Raw genomic sequence first — 14,125 nt, 5'->3', positions numbered from 1 at the left:
AGGATATCGCCCGACTTAGCCGATTTTCATCAGGATTGGAAAGGTCTGCTGAAACCAGATCGCCATGTCGCTGATATAGCCGAATATGAAGGCGAGCCCGGTCAGCACCAGAAGTCCGCCCATGATCTTCTCGACCGTGCCGAGATGACGGCGGAAGCGAGACAGAAAGCTCATGAAAGCGCCGGAAAAGCCGGCGGCGATCCAGAACGGAATGGCAAGCCCCAGCGAATAGACCGCGAGCAGACCAGCGCCCGCACCAACCGTCTCACGAGAGGCGGCGATGCCGAGGATGGCGCCGAGAACCGGGCCGATGCAGGGCGTCCAGCCGAAGGCGAAGGCAAGGCCCATGATATAGGCGCCCGTCAACGTCGCCGGCTTGCCGCTGCCGTGGAAACGCGCCTCGCGAGCAAGAAGGCCGATGCGGAAAACACCGAGGAAATTCAAGCCCATGATGACGATAATCAAACCGCCGATCTTCGAAAGAACATCGAGATGCTGGCGGAGCAGCAGGCCGATGGATGAAGCACCGGCGCCGAGCGCGACGAATACGGTGGCGAACCCCAGCGTAAAGAACAGCGCCGACATCAGCACATTGCCGCGGACGCTCGGCCCTGCGGCGACAGCTGCTCCACCGCCGCGAAACTGCTCGACCGAAATCCCGGCCATGTAGCAGAGATAGGGCGGCACGAGCGGCAGCACGCAAGGCGAAAGGAACGAAAGCGCCCCGGCGATCAAGGCACTGAGAAGCGAGATATCGGCAAGCGACACGATGGACTCCGGCTATGTCATTTCCCCATCTTCCTAGCTTCGCGAAAGCCTGAAAGCCAATCACCTTTTCGAGGGCGATGGCTGCGAAACCTTTATAGTGAAGCAACCGGAACACACATCTTGCCGCCCGAGACAGGCGGGCAAAAGGCGCGACCAACAGCCGCAGAGCAGCCCAACGAACAAATTGCTTTTGCTTAAATATTGGTTCAAGCTGTCAACGTTCGTCGAACAACGTACATTCCACCCAAGTTAGTTAGCGGAGGAAAAGCCCCATGCGAATTGCTACCATGTTCACGACTGCAGCCTTTGCCGCCCTCTTCAGCGTAAGCGCCATGGCACAAACGGCGACACCCAGCACAACGACGACGACCCCCAGTGCCACGACGTCGACACCCGCGATGAAGTCGACGACCAGCACGGTCAAGCCAAAGGCGATGAAGCCTGCCCAAACGTCCGTTTCCAAAGCATGCTCGGCTCAGGCCGACGCCAAGGGCCTGCATGGAAAGGCACGCGCCAAGTTCCGCAGCGACTGCAAGAAGAACGGCGGCAAGGCGGCATAGCATCCGAGGTTCTTCTCCCTCAATGATCAACCTTGCCGTTGAAATGACGGTAAGGTTGATCGCTGCGACGCGTCAGTCGCTCCCGTCAGATATTCCGGATGAAAATGCGCGCGTATGGCTTTGAAGGGCCACACGTTTGGGGAAGTTTATCGTTCTCTGGTTATTCCGGAAGAGCAGCGCCCTTTTCATGGTCATCGCACACAGCTCCGTTGCCACCGAGGTCTGTTTTCTACCTCTAAGACAGGATCGTTGCGAATGGCTATGTCTGCCGGCATCCCGGAGACTACGAATGATCGCACTCCAGCTACGACAGCAACGTTTCGCAATAAAGGAGCAAAACCTGGGAAACCTGCTGAAATTACAACTCATCCCTGTTCGATCGAATAAATGGACGGAGCAGGAAATTGAAAGCAGCCATAAATCCTCCCCCTTCGGAAGAAGCGTCGCAGGCGAGATATCTGGCCGCCTGTCTTTTCGCCCTTGAACCTTCCATCGAGAGCCTTCTTGCCGCGGCCTTGAAATCCGGCTGGAAACGCGAATATGTTCTCCTGGCGATCATCGCCATCGCCATGAATGACGGCAAGGAGACGGTGCCGCCGAAGCTGCTGCATTCGTAATATGCGGAACTAAATTCCCCGATCCCTCGAGCCTACTTCTCCTTCGGCTTGAGCTCTTTCGTCGCCGGATCGATTTTGCCGTCCGCAAGCCTTTTGCGGGGATCGGCAACCAGCGGCGCCTTGTCGTCCGTATCCGCCTCCTGTTTTACGCCATGCGCCTTGCTGTGCTGTATCTTCGCGAGCGTCTGCGTATTTTCCTTTCCGCGACGCGGATCATGGGATTCTTCGTCTGCCATCATATCTCTCCTATTGTCTCAGTGGGAAACACAAGTGACTCGATTAGGTTCCAGAAAACTGGGGCGCTGCCGACGCGCGTCGCGCTCTTGAGCGAGCGCCATTAAACTAAATTAGTTTTCATGAAAATAATTCGGGCGCACTGAAACTATCCGCGAGACCGCACCGTATATCCGGAAAAGAATGGAACCGGAATCTGCAAAGACAACCGGACACCTCCACCCGTCCCCGGCGACCCGCCCGGCACCGGAGACGGCGGAAACGGTCACCTCTGCACCGTTTCCGCAGCGTCCGACGGCGCGGAAGCGCAAAGCCCGCCGTCGGGCGCGCTTTTTGTCCGCTGAGGCCGGCGGCATCGCGAAAATCAAGCGCACATTCGCGCCAACCGCGCGACAAACGGCGTTGTCTCAAATTAATGAGATTCAACTTAAGTTTGAAAAGACTATGGTGAGAGCGATGGGGCTCGAACCCATGACCTACTGATTAAAAGTCAGTTGCTCTACCAGCTGAGCTACGCTCTCCCTCTCCGCGGGCGTTTTTTCACCCCGGCTGGAAGTGCGCGGAACATATGCAGACGCCCTATTGCGGTCAACCCATAAAATCGAGGCTGTGGCACCCCCAAGGCGCTTTTCCTCATCTCCAGGCGGTCTAAACGCTGCGTTCCGCCGATCGGATTACCCGGACGGCATGCCAAAGCTTGGATTCGAAGCGGTGAAGAGGCCGTAATGTCGGAGAATCAGCTCCAACACACCGGAACAATCGTAACAATTACCCCTAATAATCAGGGTTGCGCTCAAGGGATCCAGCAGTTTGCCGTTCGCAATTGTTGGGGGGCGAATCGTTTTTCGTGTATATCAGACATTGTTAACAACCCGTCGGGTCCTCAGGAGGTTCTTTTTATGGAAGATGCACACGTCGGTTGGATTGCAGCAATTATCATTGGCGGCCTAGCGGGCTGGTTCGCCGAGATGATCATGAAAAGCAACACAGGCATCATCATGAACATCATTCTCGGCATTATCGGCGCACTCGTCGCCAGCTGGTTATTTGGCGTGCTCGGTATCCAGCTGCCTTTCCATCTATGGCTGAATTACCTGATCACGGGCTTCATCGGCGCCTGCATCCTGATCTTCATCGGTCGATTGATCAGGAGATAGCGGCGTATCCGGGCGGAACCCGCCCGAATAGGGACGGAGAAAGAGGGAAGACGGGATTCCGCCTTCCCTTTTTTGTTGCATTCTGCTGGCGCAACGCACGCCAAAGGCCTTTCCAACTCCATCCGCGACGCTATCTAGCAAAGTGGAACCGAAAAGGAGGTTGGAAGGATGACGGAAGACGCCAATCGGACGCCAGCCCGCAAGGTCATACGCGGTCGCCCCTACAGCATCGCTGAATTTGCACGGAAATATCGCCTCGACGACGAGGAGGCGAAGCGCCTCTTCTATAAGTTCGGCCCATCGGCCACCGAGCTGGACCTGCTGATGGCCGCCAAGCGGAAGCCGCCAACCTTGTCCTCGGCCATCGAACACTGATGCGATGGCGCCTGCCTCTCCGCCTTAATTCGGCGAGCCGGCGTGACCCGTGACGCCAGCCGCCGGCACTGATATATCACAATTGGTTGCCTTCGATGGCGCAAGGTGACACTGTACGCCATATCTGTTCGGTCGGACGTCTTGCATGCGGAACTCGCTTAGCCACCTCGCCTATCTGGCGCTCGAGTACCAGATCGTGACGCTCGAGCTTAAGCCTGGAGCGCTCGTCACCGAGAAGCAGTTGATTGAGATGGCGGGGCATGGGCGGACGCCGGTGCGCGAGGCGATCCAGAAGCTCGCATGGCAGGGGCTGATCCATGTGCGCCCGCGCGTCGGTCTGCAGATCGCGGAGATTCGTCCCGACGACCATCAGCATGTCATTCAGGTCAGGCGCGAGCTTGAGCCGATCGCCGCCACGCTTGCCGCCGTTCATGCAGACGAGCAGCAGCGCGAGCAGCTACAGGAATGCGCGCGCCTGATGGCGGATTGCGCGATGACGGGCGACCTGCCCGGCTTCTTCGCAGCAGACAAGACATTCGACGAGATCTTGGAAGTCGCCTGCCCGAACAACTTCATCATGGCCGCTCTCGGACCGGTGCAAACACATTCGCGGCGGCTCTGGTATTCCGGTGCGACGCCCGATCGCACCGATCATTCGATTGCGATGCATATTCGCGTCATAAAGGCGATTCACGATGGCGATGCCGACGAGGCACGCGTGGCTATGGCATCGCTGATCGATTATCTCGGCAGCCTATGAAAAAGTGGCCCCGTTGACGCGACCGCTCTTCCATCTCTGCATGCCAGGCAATCGATCCAGAGCATTTGCGCCTTTCTTCGAAACGAGAAACCGCTCCATTCTCTTGCATTTCGCATTCCGGACGGAAAACCGCTACGCACTCTTCCTGGAAATGCTTCAGCCGACGAAGGCGCGTTCGATGACGAACTCAGCCGGCTTGCTGTTGGCGCCTTCCGTGAGGCCCGCCTTTTCGAGCAGGTCCTTGGTATCCTTCAGCATTGCGGATGAACCGCAGATCATGCCGCGATCAACTGTTATATCGAGCGGGGGTACGCCCAGGTCCGCGAAAAGCTTGCCGTTCTCGATGAGATCGGTGATGCGGCCCGTGAAGGGGAAGTCCTCGCGGGTAACAGTCGCATAGTGGCGCAGCTTGTCGCCGACGACCTCGCTCAGCAGTTCATCGTTGCGAATTTCTTCGACCAGATCGAAACCGTATTTGAGTTCGGCCACATCCCGAGTGGTATGAGTGAGGATGACCTCCTCGAACTTCTCATAGGTTTCGGGATCGCGGATCAGGCTCGCGAAAGGCGCGATGCCCGTGCCGGTCGAGAACATGTAGAGCCGCTTGCCAGGCGTCAGCGCGTCGAGAACCAGTGTGCCCGTCGGCTTCTTGCGCATCAGCACTTCGTCGCCCGGCTTGATATTCCGCAGATGCGATGTCAGCGGGCCATCGGGCACCTTGATCGAAAAGAACTCGAGCTCGTCGGCCCAGGCCGGGCTTGCGATCGAATAGGCACGATAAAGCGGCTTGCCATCGACCATGAGGCCGATCATCGCGAACTCGCCGGAGCGGAAACGGAAGCCTTGCGGCCTGGTCATCGTAAAGCGGAAGAGCCGGTCGGTATAATGCGTGACGCTCAGCACCTTCTCGGCGAAAACGCCCGCCGGTACTGCGGAAACAAATTCATCTGTCTTGGCGGGGGCGTTCATTCTGTCTCGGATCCCGTATTCGTCTTACACGTCATTCCTGGCAGGCTCATTGCGCGAGGCTAATATTACAATATAGCCCGAATTGAAAGGTATTCCATTTCGTCCGGCCGCACGCGACTAAAATTTGTATATTTCAGTCAAGATTACTTCCAGCCGACGTTACATGCATCGATAGGCGCAAATACGGCCATCAGGCCGACTTTGCCGGCAATCGCCGCCAGCTATAGGCCTGCCCGGCTTCGGCTGGGCGGGCGGTCGGCTGGTAATAATGCGGAATGCCCGGCAACCGGTTTTCCGACAGCCGCTTCAATGCGGTCTCATTGGTAACAGCGAAACTGTCGATGCCGACGCGCAACATCAACGGAATCTGGTCGATCAGCACGTCGCCAACGGCGCGCAGCTCATTGGTGTAGCCAAGGCGCTCGCGAAGCAGCGAGGCATGGCTGAAGGCGCGGCCATCGTTGAAGGCCGGAAAGGCAACTGCAACGATCGCGAGGCGATCGAGATAGGGCCGCAGCTTCGTCACATCGTCGGCCGGCTTGATTACCACGCCGAGGCCGACATCGTTGCTCTCTTCAGCCTTGGCGATCAGGGCATCGAGGCTGAGCAGCGGCTTCTGGCTCTCGCTCGCCTTGACCTCATCGGTCTCGATGACCCACGGATCGTTTTCTACAAAACCGGCTTCCCGCCAAATCTTCGTCATGGTCATCTCCTTACGCCGCTTCGGCTGCAGCCGCGGAAGAGCCATAAAGCGCTTCCTTGAAGGGCTGCGGTCCGACGCGCCGGTAGGCATCGAGGAAAATCTCGGTGGGATCGAGGCGCAAGCCGATATAGGTGTCGACGATGGTCTCGATGGCATCGGTCACCTTGTCTGGCTCGAAGCCGCGGCCGATGATCTCGCCGATCGAGGTATGTTCGTCGCCGGAGCCGCCGAGCGTGATCTGGTAGAGTTCCGCACCCTTCTTCTCGACGCCCAGCAAGCCGATATGGCCGACATGGTGATGGCCGCATGCATTGATGCAGCCGGAAATCTTGATCTTCAGCTCACCGATCTCGGCCTGGCGCTCGGCCGAACCGAAGCGCGTGGAGATCTCCTGCGCAACCGGGATCGAGCGGGCATTGGCGAGCGCGCAATAGTCGAGGCCGGGACAGGCAATGATATCGGTGATCAGGCCGGCATTCGCCGTTTCCAGGCCTACAGCGACCAGACCGCGATAAACCGCTTCGAGATCGGCCAAGGCCACATGCGGCAGGATGAGGTTTTGCTCATGGCTGACGCGGATTTCGTCGAAAGCGTATTCCTCGGCGATGTCGGCCACCGCATCCATCTGCGCATCCGAGGCATCGCCCGGAATACCGCCGATCGGCTTCAGCGAAATCGTCACCATGCCGTAGTCGGGGTTCTTGTGCGGCTGCACGTTCTGCTGCACCCAGCGGGCAAAGTCCGGATCGGTCTTCTTCCAGCGGGCGAGGCTTTCCCAGCCTTCGGCCCTTTCCGACAGTGCCGGCGGCGCGAAGTAGGCCGATATCGCCTGAACGTCCGCTTCCGGCAGCTTCAGCTCGGTATCCCTAAGCTTGTCGAACTCGACCTCGACCTGACGCGCCAGTTCCTCGGCGCCGGTCTCGTGCACGAGGATCTTGATGCGCGCCTTGTACTTGTTGTCGCGGCGGCCGTGCAGATTGTAAACGCGCATGATCGCGGTCGTGTAGGACAGCAGGTCCTCTTCCGGCAGGAAGTCGCGGATCAGCTTGGCAACCATCGGGGTACGGCCCTGCCCGCCGCCGACATAGACGGCAAAGCCGATCTCGCCCTTCTCGTTCTTCTTCAGGTGCAGACCGATGTCATGCACCTGGATCGCGGCACGGTCGCGCTCGGCGCCGGTGACGGCGATCTTGAACTTGCGCGGCAGGAAGGAGAATTCCGGATGCACGGATGACCATTGGCGCAGGATTTCTGCATAAGGGCGCGGATCGGCGACTTCGTCAGCCGCGGCGCCAGCGAAATGATCCGCCGTGACGTTGCGAATGCAATTGCCCGAGGTCTGGATGGCATGCATCTCGACGGAAGCAAGTTCGGCGAGCACGTCGGGCATGTCCGAGAGCTTCGGCCAGTTGAACTGCAGGTTCTGGCGCGTGGTGAAGTGGCCGTAGCCACGGTCATAGGTGCGCGCGATATGGGCGAGCATGCGCATCTGCCGCGAGCTCAGCGTGCCATAGGGAATGGCTATGCGCAGCATATAGGCATGCAGCTGCAGATAGACGCCGTTCATCAGACGCAGCGGCTTGAAGGCATCCTCCGAGAGCTCGCCCGCAAGGCGCCGCTCCACCTGATCGCGGAACTGTGCAACGCGCTCCGCGACAAAGGCGTGGTCAAATTCGTCGTAACGATACATGATTTCCTCGGGACTTCCTCAGACTGCAATGAATTCCGGATCGGCGGCGGCATAGCCGGGCGCGTACTCCATGGTGGGGCCTTCGGCGCGAATACGCTCGCGCAGACGCAGCGGCCAGAGCTTGCCGCCGGTTTCCTGAACATCGATCAGATTGACGTCGACGACCTTGTTGTCTGCATAGGCTTGCTTGCCGATGGCTTCAAGTGCCGCTTCCGCTTCGGCATGGCGCGCGACCAACGCCTCCTGCAACGATGTCACCCACTCACCATTTGCGTTCAGCCAAACGGCGACGCCATCGGTGAGCCGGTTTGCGGTCAGAACCTTGTCGACCATGAATCAGCTCCTTGCATAGTCTTGAACAGCGGTCTCGCGGCGGACCAGCGGCTCGGATTGTTGGAAATTCGCACCGGCGACGGCCTCGCCGATGATGACCATGACCGGACCGCTCAGCTCATCGCGATGCTCGAGGTCAGGCAGATCCTTCAAGGTGCCGTGCATCAGGCGGCGGTCGCGGCGGCTCGCATTCTCGATGACGGCGACGGTGGTGTCTGCCGGAAGCCCAGCCTCCATCAGGCGGCCAGCAACGGAGGCAGCGACCGTGCGGCCCATATAGACGGCGATGGTCGCGCCGGAAATGGCGAGGCTCGCCCAGTCCGGGAGGACATCGCCGGTAAGATCGTGGCCCGTCGTGAAGACCAACGACGAGGCAACGCCGCGCAGCGTCAGCGGCAACTCGAAATCGGCGGCCGCGGCAAAGGCAGAGGTGATGCCTGGAACGATCTCGTAGCCGATACCGGCGGCGCGCAACGCGGCCATTTCCTCGCCGGCGCGGCCATAAACCAGGGGATCGCCGGATTTCAGCCGCACGACGCGCTTGCCTTCGCGGCCGAGCTGCACCAGCAGGTCGTTGATCTCTTCCTGGGATTTGGTGTGGCAGCCCTTGCGCTTGCCGACGGACAGGCGCTCGGCATCGCGGCGCCCCATATCGACGATCGCCTGCGGCACGAGCGCATCGTAGACGATGACGTCGGCTTCCATCATTACGCGCTGCGCACGCAGTGTCAGCAGGTCTTCGGCGCCCGGGCCTGCGCCGACCAGCCACACGCGACCTTCGACTTCCCGCGAAGACTGGAGCAGGCTGTCGGCGGCCTGCTCGGCCTGCTTGACATGACCGGCATTGACGGCATCGGCAACGGAGCCGGAAAAGAAGCGCCGCCAGAAGACACGGCGCGCGACGCCGCGCGGCACGAGGCGGTCGACCGGCTTGCGGTAACGCGTTGCCAGTTCCGCAAGCTTGCCGAGCGAGGGCGACAGTATCTGATCGATCTGCGCGCGGATCATCTGTGCCAGCACCGGACCGGCACCTTCCGTGCCGATGGCGACGGCGACCGGAGCCCGGTTGACAAGCGCCGGCGTATAGAAATCGCAGTAATCAGGCTGATCGACAGCGTTTGCCGGAATTCTTTCGGCGCGAGCGGCGTCGACAATGGCGCGATCGGCTTCAGCATCGCCGGTTGCGGCAAAAACGAGAGTTGCACCCTTCACCTGCTCGGCCGAAAACTCGCCGCGTACGGTCGCGATACGGTTGGCAATCAGGAAGGAATGATAGTCGGCCTCGGGCGTCTGCGCATAGGCGACGATCTTCGCCTGGGTATTCATCAGAAGCCGGACCTTGGCGAAAGCTTCGTCCCCGTCGCCGAAAACGGACGCAGTCCTTCCTTCCACGCGGAAGAAGGCGGGAAACACCGAAAGCTGTTCAGTCCTGGGAGGCATCGTCATTCCACTTCGAGATTTGCCGAATATCGCCCTTGCGGCCAAGAGATTGAAGAAACAGAAATTCTAATGCCTTGGCGAGTCCGTATTCTTTTGCTCGACATGACAGGGATTTGAGCAAAACTCACCAGACGAGAAATTCACGATAAATACAGGAAATCTATAGATTTTTATGATTGATCGGCGCCTGCGGTAGTTTTATTGCCTGTGGCAAACCCTGTCCATACGTCATTTGCGCATTCCGCCGGATCGGCAATCCCGCTAGACTGGACGAAATTTTTCGGAGCATCTCCTTGTCGGATAACACCGTTGCAGCTCGCCTTCTCGGCGTCGTCGAGCACGATATCCTGCCGCTGACGCGGAAGGGCGTGGCGGCCGGCAACAAGGTTTTCGGCGCGGCCATCCTGCGCAAATCCGACCTTTCGCTTGTGATCGCCGAGACGAATAACGAACTGGAAAATCCGCTCTGGCATGGCGAAGTTCACGCCCTCAAGCGCTTCTACGAACTCGGCGAGAAGCCTGCGACCAAGGAGCTGATCTTCCTGTCGACCCATGAGCCCTGCACCATGTGCATGTCGGCGATCACCTGGGCCGGCTTCGACAATTACTACTACTTCTTCAGCCACGAGGATTCCCGAGACGCCTTCGCGATCCCGCATGACCTGAAGATCCTCAAGGAGGTCTTCGGTCTGGAGCCGGGCGGGTATAACAGGCGCAACGCCTTCTGGAACAGCTTTGCCATTGCCGACCTGGTCGAGACGGAAGCGGAACCCCGAAAGGCACAGCTGAAGGAACAGACGGCGCGCATTAAGCAAGCCTATGCCGGATTGTCCGACAATTATCAGGCTTCCAAGAGCGATAACGACATTCCCCTCAATTAATCCCAACAGGACCCGAGACCACGATGGAAGCGTCGCGAGACATAAGCAGCCTGATCGAAGTCATGGCGGCATTGCGAAATCCCGAAAGCGGCTGCCCCTGGGATATCGTCCAGACCTTCGAAACCATCAAGCCCTACACGATCGAGGAAGCCTTTGAGGTTGCCGATGCGATCGAGCGCAAGGATATGGACGATCTCTGCGATGAGCTCGGCGACCTGCTGCTGCAGGTCGTCTTCCACGCCCGCATGGCTGAAGAAGCAGGCGCATTCGCCTTCGGCGATGTCGTGCATGCCATCACCCGCAAAATGATCCGCCGCCATCCGCATGTCTTCGCAGTGTCCGATGCCAATACGGAGGATGCAGTCACTTTGCAATGGGATCGGATCAAGGCGGAAGAGAAGCGCGAGCGCGCCGAACGCCGCGCCCGAGCCGGCATCACCGAGGATTTCAAGGCCGGACTCCTGGGCTCGGTGCAGCGGACTTTCCCTGCCCTGACGGAAGCTCTGAAATTGCAGGAGCGCGCCGCCCATGTCGGCTTCGACTGGTCGGCCCCGGAACCGATCCTCGACAAGATCGAGGAGGAGATCGGTGAGTTGCGGGCGGCACTTGCAAGCGGTGACAAGGCCAAGGTGAGCGACGAACTCGGCGACCTGATTTTTGCCGTCGTCAATATCGGCCGGCATGTGAAAACCGATCCGGAACAGGCCCTGCGCGGCACGAACACCAAGTTCCGCCGCCGTTTCCATCATATAGAGACGACGCTTGCGGCCGAAGGCGAGACGCTGGAAGGCGCCTCGCTGGAGCGAATGGAAGAGATCTGGCAGGCGGCAAAAGCTATCGAACGACAGCTGGGCGGCGTGGAACGGGCGTAACCTAGAGCAATTCCAGGAAAAGTGCGTAGCGGTTTTCCGTTCGGAATTGCATAAAAACAATAGCATAGAGCGGTCAGGCGATTCCGTGAAACGCGTAACCGCTCTAGCCTATTCCCAATCCTCGCGTTGCGGCTTCGGTCCATTGCCCATGCGCCGCTCCAACTCCACTGCTTCGGACTCGGTGAGGCGGACGTCGAGCGTCACGGTGCCGTCCTCATTGTCCTCGCGGTTATCGACTATCGCGTGATTGTAGAGCCAGGGCAGCAGAGCCAACCTTTCCACCGGAAGCGTGATCGTCGCCTCCGTCAGCACGCCGGAAAGGCGGCGGCTGATCTCGTCCATCAGGCGATCGACGCCCTCGCCGCTTTTTGCCGACACGGCAATGACGTTTTCGGCGGTGGATGCCTTCTGCACGATGGCATCATGCGCCTCCGGCTCCAGGCGATCGATCTTGTTCCAGACCTCGAGGATGCGCTCGGCGCCTTCGGCCTCGCCGATACCGAGATCGCCAAGGATCCGCATCACATCGGCACTCTGGACCTGATTGTCGTCATCCGAGAGATCGCGCACATGCAGGATCAGATCGGCTTCCAGCACCTCTTCCAGCGTCGCGCGGAAAGCCGCCACCAGGTGGGTCGGCAGGTCGGAGATGAAGCCGACGGTGTCGGAGAGAATGACGGTGCGGCCATGCGGAAGCTTCATGCGGCGCAGCGTCGGATCGAGCGTCGCAAACAGCATGTCCTCGGCCAGCACGCCGGCACCGGTGATGCGGTTGAACAGCGTCGACTTGCCGGCATTGGTGTAACCGACCAAAGCGACGATCGGATGCGGCACCTTCCGGCGCTTGGCGCGATGTAGCTGGCGGGTGCGCACTACCTGCTCCAGCTCGCGCTCGAGCCGGATGATCCGCTCCTGCAGCATGCGCCGGTCGGCTTCGATCTGGGTTTCGCCGGGACCGCCCATGAAGCCTGCACCACCGCGCTGGCGTTCAAGGTGGGTCCAGCTCCGGACGAGTCTACCCTTCTGATAGTTCAAATGTGCAAGTTCGACCTGCAGCGTGCCTTCCTTGGTGGAGGCACGGCGGCCGAAGATTTCGAGGATGAGGCCGGTACGGTCGATGACCTTGGCGTTCCATGCCTTTTCGAGATTGCGCTGCTGCACCGGTGTCAGCGGATGATCGACGATGACAAGTCCGGCATTGAATTCATCGAGCAGCGCGAGGATCTCCTCGATCTTGCCCGTGCCAAGCAGTGTCGCGGGCCTGGGATCGTTGATCGGGACGATGGAACCGTTGACCACGTCGAGATCGATCGCCAGGGCGAGGCCTTTGGCCTCTTCCAACCGGCTTTCGGACGGACGTGAGACCGAGATGGCGCCGTCAGCCTGAGCAGAGCGCGACGCGCGAGCCTGCTTCAGCACAGGCACGACCACGACAGCCCGCATATCATCCCGGTGCTTTACGGACTCCGGAATGAGGGAATCGTTTTTGGTATCGCGTGTCGTGATAGTGGCAAATCCCAGTTAGGATGCGGCTTCTTCGCTCTCGAACATCTGCATCGGCTGACCCGGCATGATCGTCGAGATCGCATGCTTGTAGACGAGCTGCGAATGGCCATCACGGCGGAGCAGGACACAGAAATTGTCGAATGAGGTAACGACACCTGTCAGCTTCACGCCGTTAATCAAGAAAATTGTCAGTGAGATCTTTTGCTTGCGAACAGTATTGAGAAATAAGTCCTGCAAGTTTTGAGAACGTTCCGCCATCGCGCCGCTTCTTTCTTTTTTGCCGACCTAAGTCGGTGAAATGTCATGATATACAGAGATCCCGGATAGGAGATACCTCATTTTCTCCTCCCAGCGAATGTTGGTATCAAATCACAGTCTTTTCCGCAACGTCGAAAAAGGCTTCACGAATTTTCTGTGAGATGCTGCCCGGATGGCCGTTGGCAATCGTTTCCCCATCGATCGAAACGACCGGAAAACAGATGCTTGTGGCCGCTGTGATAAACACTTCGCGCGCCGCCATCATCTCCTCAACCGAGAAGAAACGCTCGACGATCGTCACTCCGAGCTTGGCCGCGACATCCATCAGGGTCGTGCGGGTGATGCCTCGCAGAATGCCGTGCTCGGCTGGGCGCGTGACGAGATTCCCGTTGTGATCGACGATCCAGACGTTGGTGGCCGCACCCTCCTTCACCATTCCGTTATGGTCGATATAGATCGCCTCCTGCGCACCGGCCTCCTTGGCCTGCTGACGGGCCAGCGCGTTCGGTAACAGGCCGACCGACTTGATATCAACCCGGTCCCAGCGATTGTCACGGACGGTAATCGCCTTGATGCCGTTGGCATTCTTCTTAGCGATGAGGGATTGGTCGGTACTCTTGGCGGTGACGACGATCGAAGACGGTGTGCCGTCGGCCGGAAAGACATGATCGCGCCGGGCAACGCCGCGCGTGATCTGCAGATAGAACAGGCCGTTGCGGACGTGGTTACGACGCAAGGTCTCGCGAATCACGAGGATCAGCGCCGCTCGCGCCATGGGCCAGGCGATGCGCAGCTCACCCAGCGAGCGGTTGAGGCGATCGAGATGGCGCGTCAGATCGACGATCAGGCCATGACGAACCTCACAAACTTCATAGACTCCATCGGCGAACTGATAGCCGCGATCCTCGATATGCACCATGGCATCGCTGTGCGGGACGTACCGACCGTTCACATAAGCTATTCTTGGCATAAGAATTCCGGACTATTGGAGCGTTGCGCCAG

At 59.2% G+C, this 14,125-nt stretch carries 17 protein-coding genes and 1 tRNA gene; 7 read left to right on the top strand and 11 right to left on the bottom strand.

Going from position 1 to position 14,125, the window contains the following annotated elements; genetic code table 11:
- Positions 1-15: 15 nt before the first annotated feature.
- The gene (locus AB8B29_RS06905) at positions 16-768 is read right to left on the bottom strand and encodes a cytochrome c biogenesis CcdA family protein (RefSeq protein WP_047557667.1); all 753 of its coding nucleotides are present in this window, start codon (positions 766-768) and stop codon (positions 16-18) included.
- A gap of 272 nt (positions 769-1,040) precedes the next feature.
- Here AB8B29_RS06905 and AB8B29_RS06900 point away from each other — a divergent pair, with 272 nt between their 5' ends.
- A complete protein-coding gene (locus AB8B29_RS06900; RefSeq protein WP_037202021.1) occupies positions 1,041-1,328 on the top strand; it encodes a PsiF family protein in 288 nt (95 codons plus the stop codon).
- 404 nt (positions 1,329-1,732) lie between these two features.
- The gene (locus AB8B29_RS06895) at positions 1,733-1,945 is read left to right on the top strand and encodes a hypothetical protein (RefSeq protein ID WP_037202019.1); all 213 of its coding nucleotides are present in this window, start codon (positions 1,733-1,735) and stop codon (positions 1,943-1,945) included.
- A gap of 32 nt (positions 1,946-1,977) precedes the next feature.
- On the opposite strand, the gene AB8B29_RS06890 is transcribed toward AB8B29_RS06895, so the two are convergent.
- Together AB8B29_RS06890 and AB8B29_RS06885 are read right to left on the bottom strand one after the other, a co-directional pair.
- On the bottom strand, positions 1,978-2,181 hold the full coding sequence (locus AB8B29_RS06890; RefSeq protein ID WP_113118265.1) for a hypothetical protein: 204 nt from the start codon (positions 2,179-2,181) through the stop codon (positions 1,978-1,980).
- Positions 2,182-2,624: 443 nt separating this feature from the next.
- Positions 2,625-2,700, bottom strand: a tRNA-Lys gene (locus AB8B29_RS06885).
- Positions 2,701-3,078: 378 nt separating this feature from the next.
- Here AB8B29_RS06885 and AB8B29_RS06880 point away from each other — a divergent pair.
- From AB8B29_RS06880 to AB8B29_RS06870, 3 genes are all read left to right on the top strand, one after another.
- Positions 3,079-3,336: a GlsB/YeaQ/YmgE family stress response membrane protein gene (locus AB8B29_RS06880; RefSeq protein WP_037202013.1), complete on the top strand. Its 258-nt coding sequence runs from the start codon at positions 3,079-3,081 to the stop codon at positions 3,334-3,336.
- A gap of 168 nt (positions 3,337-3,504) precedes the next feature.
- Positions 3,505-3,711, top strand: coding sequence for a hypothetical protein (locus AB8B29_RS06875; RefSeq protein ID WP_034505093.1), 207 nt, complete (start codon positions 3,505-3,507; stop codon positions 3,709-3,711).
- 145 nt (positions 3,712-3,856) lie between these two features.
- Positions 3,857-4,471: a GntR family transcriptional regulator gene (locus AB8B29_RS06870; protein WP_037202009.1), complete on the top strand. Its 615-nt coding sequence runs from the start codon at positions 3,857-3,859 to the stop codon at positions 4,469-4,471.
- Positions 4,472-4,627: 156 nt separating this feature from the next.
- On the opposite strand, the gene AB8B29_RS06865 is transcribed toward AB8B29_RS06870, so the two are convergent.
- From AB8B29_RS06865 to cysG, 5 genes are all read right to left on the bottom strand, one after another.
- A complete protein-coding gene (locus tag AB8B29_RS06865) occupies positions 4,628-5,440 on the bottom strand; it encodes a ferredoxin--NADP reductase (RefSeq protein WP_439006328.1) in 813 nt (270 codons plus the stop codon).
- Positions 5,441-5,630: 190 nt separating this feature from the next.
- On the bottom strand, positions 5,631-6,143 hold the full coding sequence (locus tag AB8B29_RS06860; protein WP_037202808.1) for a DUF934 domain-containing protein: 513 nt from the start codon (positions 6,141-6,143) through the stop codon (positions 5,631-5,633).
- A 10-nt stretch (positions 6,144-6,153) separates the two neighbouring features.
- Positions 6,154-7,833: a nitrite/sulfite reductase gene (locus AB8B29_RS06855; RefSeq protein ID WP_037202005.1), complete on the bottom strand. Its 1,680-nt coding sequence runs from the start codon at positions 7,831-7,833 to the stop codon at positions 6,154-6,156.
- Between the two features lie 18 nt (positions 7,834-7,851).
- Positions 7,852-8,166 carry a DUF2849 domain-containing protein gene (locus AB8B29_RS06850; protein WP_034505099.1) on the bottom strand — a complete coding sequence of 105 codons (315 nt, stop codon included), beginning with the start codon at positions 8,164-8,166 and terminating at the stop codon, positions 7,852-7,854.
- 3 nt (positions 8,167-8,169) lie between these two features.
- Complete coding sequence (gene cysG, locus AB8B29_RS06845; protein WP_244655141.1) at positions 8,170-9,612, bottom strand: siroheme synthase CysG; 1,443 nt, start codon at positions 9,610-9,612, stop codon at positions 8,170-8,172.
- A gap of 287 nt (positions 9,613-9,899) precedes the next feature.
- On the opposite strand from cysG, the gene AB8B29_RS06840 reads away from it, so the two are divergent.
- Both AB8B29_RS06840 and mazG read left to right on the top strand, forming a co-directional pair.
- Entirely contained in the window at positions 9,900-10,487 is a 588-nt protein-coding gene (locus AB8B29_RS06840; protein ID WP_037202003.1) for a deaminase, read from the top strand.
- 23 nt (positions 10,488-10,510) lie between these two features.
- Positions 10,511-11,359: a nucleoside triphosphate pyrophosphohydrolase gene (gene mazG / locus AB8B29_RS06835; RefSeq protein WP_047557692.1), complete on the top strand. Its 849-nt coding sequence runs from the start codon at positions 10,511-10,513 to the stop codon at positions 11,357-11,359.
- A 108-nt stretch (positions 11,360-11,467) separates the two neighbouring features.
- Here the strand turns inward: mazG and hflX are convergent, their stop codons facing one another.
- The 3 genes from hflX to AB8B29_RS06820 form a co-directional block, all read right to left on the bottom strand.
- A complete protein-coding gene (hflX, locus tag AB8B29_RS06830) occupies positions 11,468-12,802 on the bottom strand; it encodes a GTPase HflX (RefSeq protein ID WP_037201999.1) in 1,335 nt (444 codons plus the stop codon).
- Between the two features lie 78 nt (positions 12,803-12,880).
- Positions 12,881-13,123: an RNA chaperone Hfq gene (gene hfq, locus AB8B29_RS06825; protein ID WP_003539403.1), complete on the bottom strand. Its 243-nt coding sequence runs from the start codon at positions 13,121-13,123 to the stop codon at positions 12,881-12,883.
- Positions 13,124-13,229: 106 nt separating this feature from the next.
- Positions 13,230-14,093 (bottom strand): D-amino-acid transaminase, encoded by an 864-nt coding sequence (locus tag AB8B29_RS06820; protein WP_037201996.1) that lies wholly within the window; start codon positions 14,091-14,093, stop codon positions 13,230-13,232.
- Positions 14,094-14,125: the final 32 nt, after the last annotated feature.

The organism is Rhizobium sp. 11_C7_N12_5 (assembly GCF_051811145.1).
Lineage (GTDB): Bacteria > Pseudomonadota > Alphaproteobacteria > Rhizobiales > Rhizobiaceae > Rhizobium > Rhizobium lusitanum.
The sequence above is the reverse complement of the archived record's forward strand: the minus strand, read 5'-3'. Positions and strand labels throughout refer to the sequence as shown.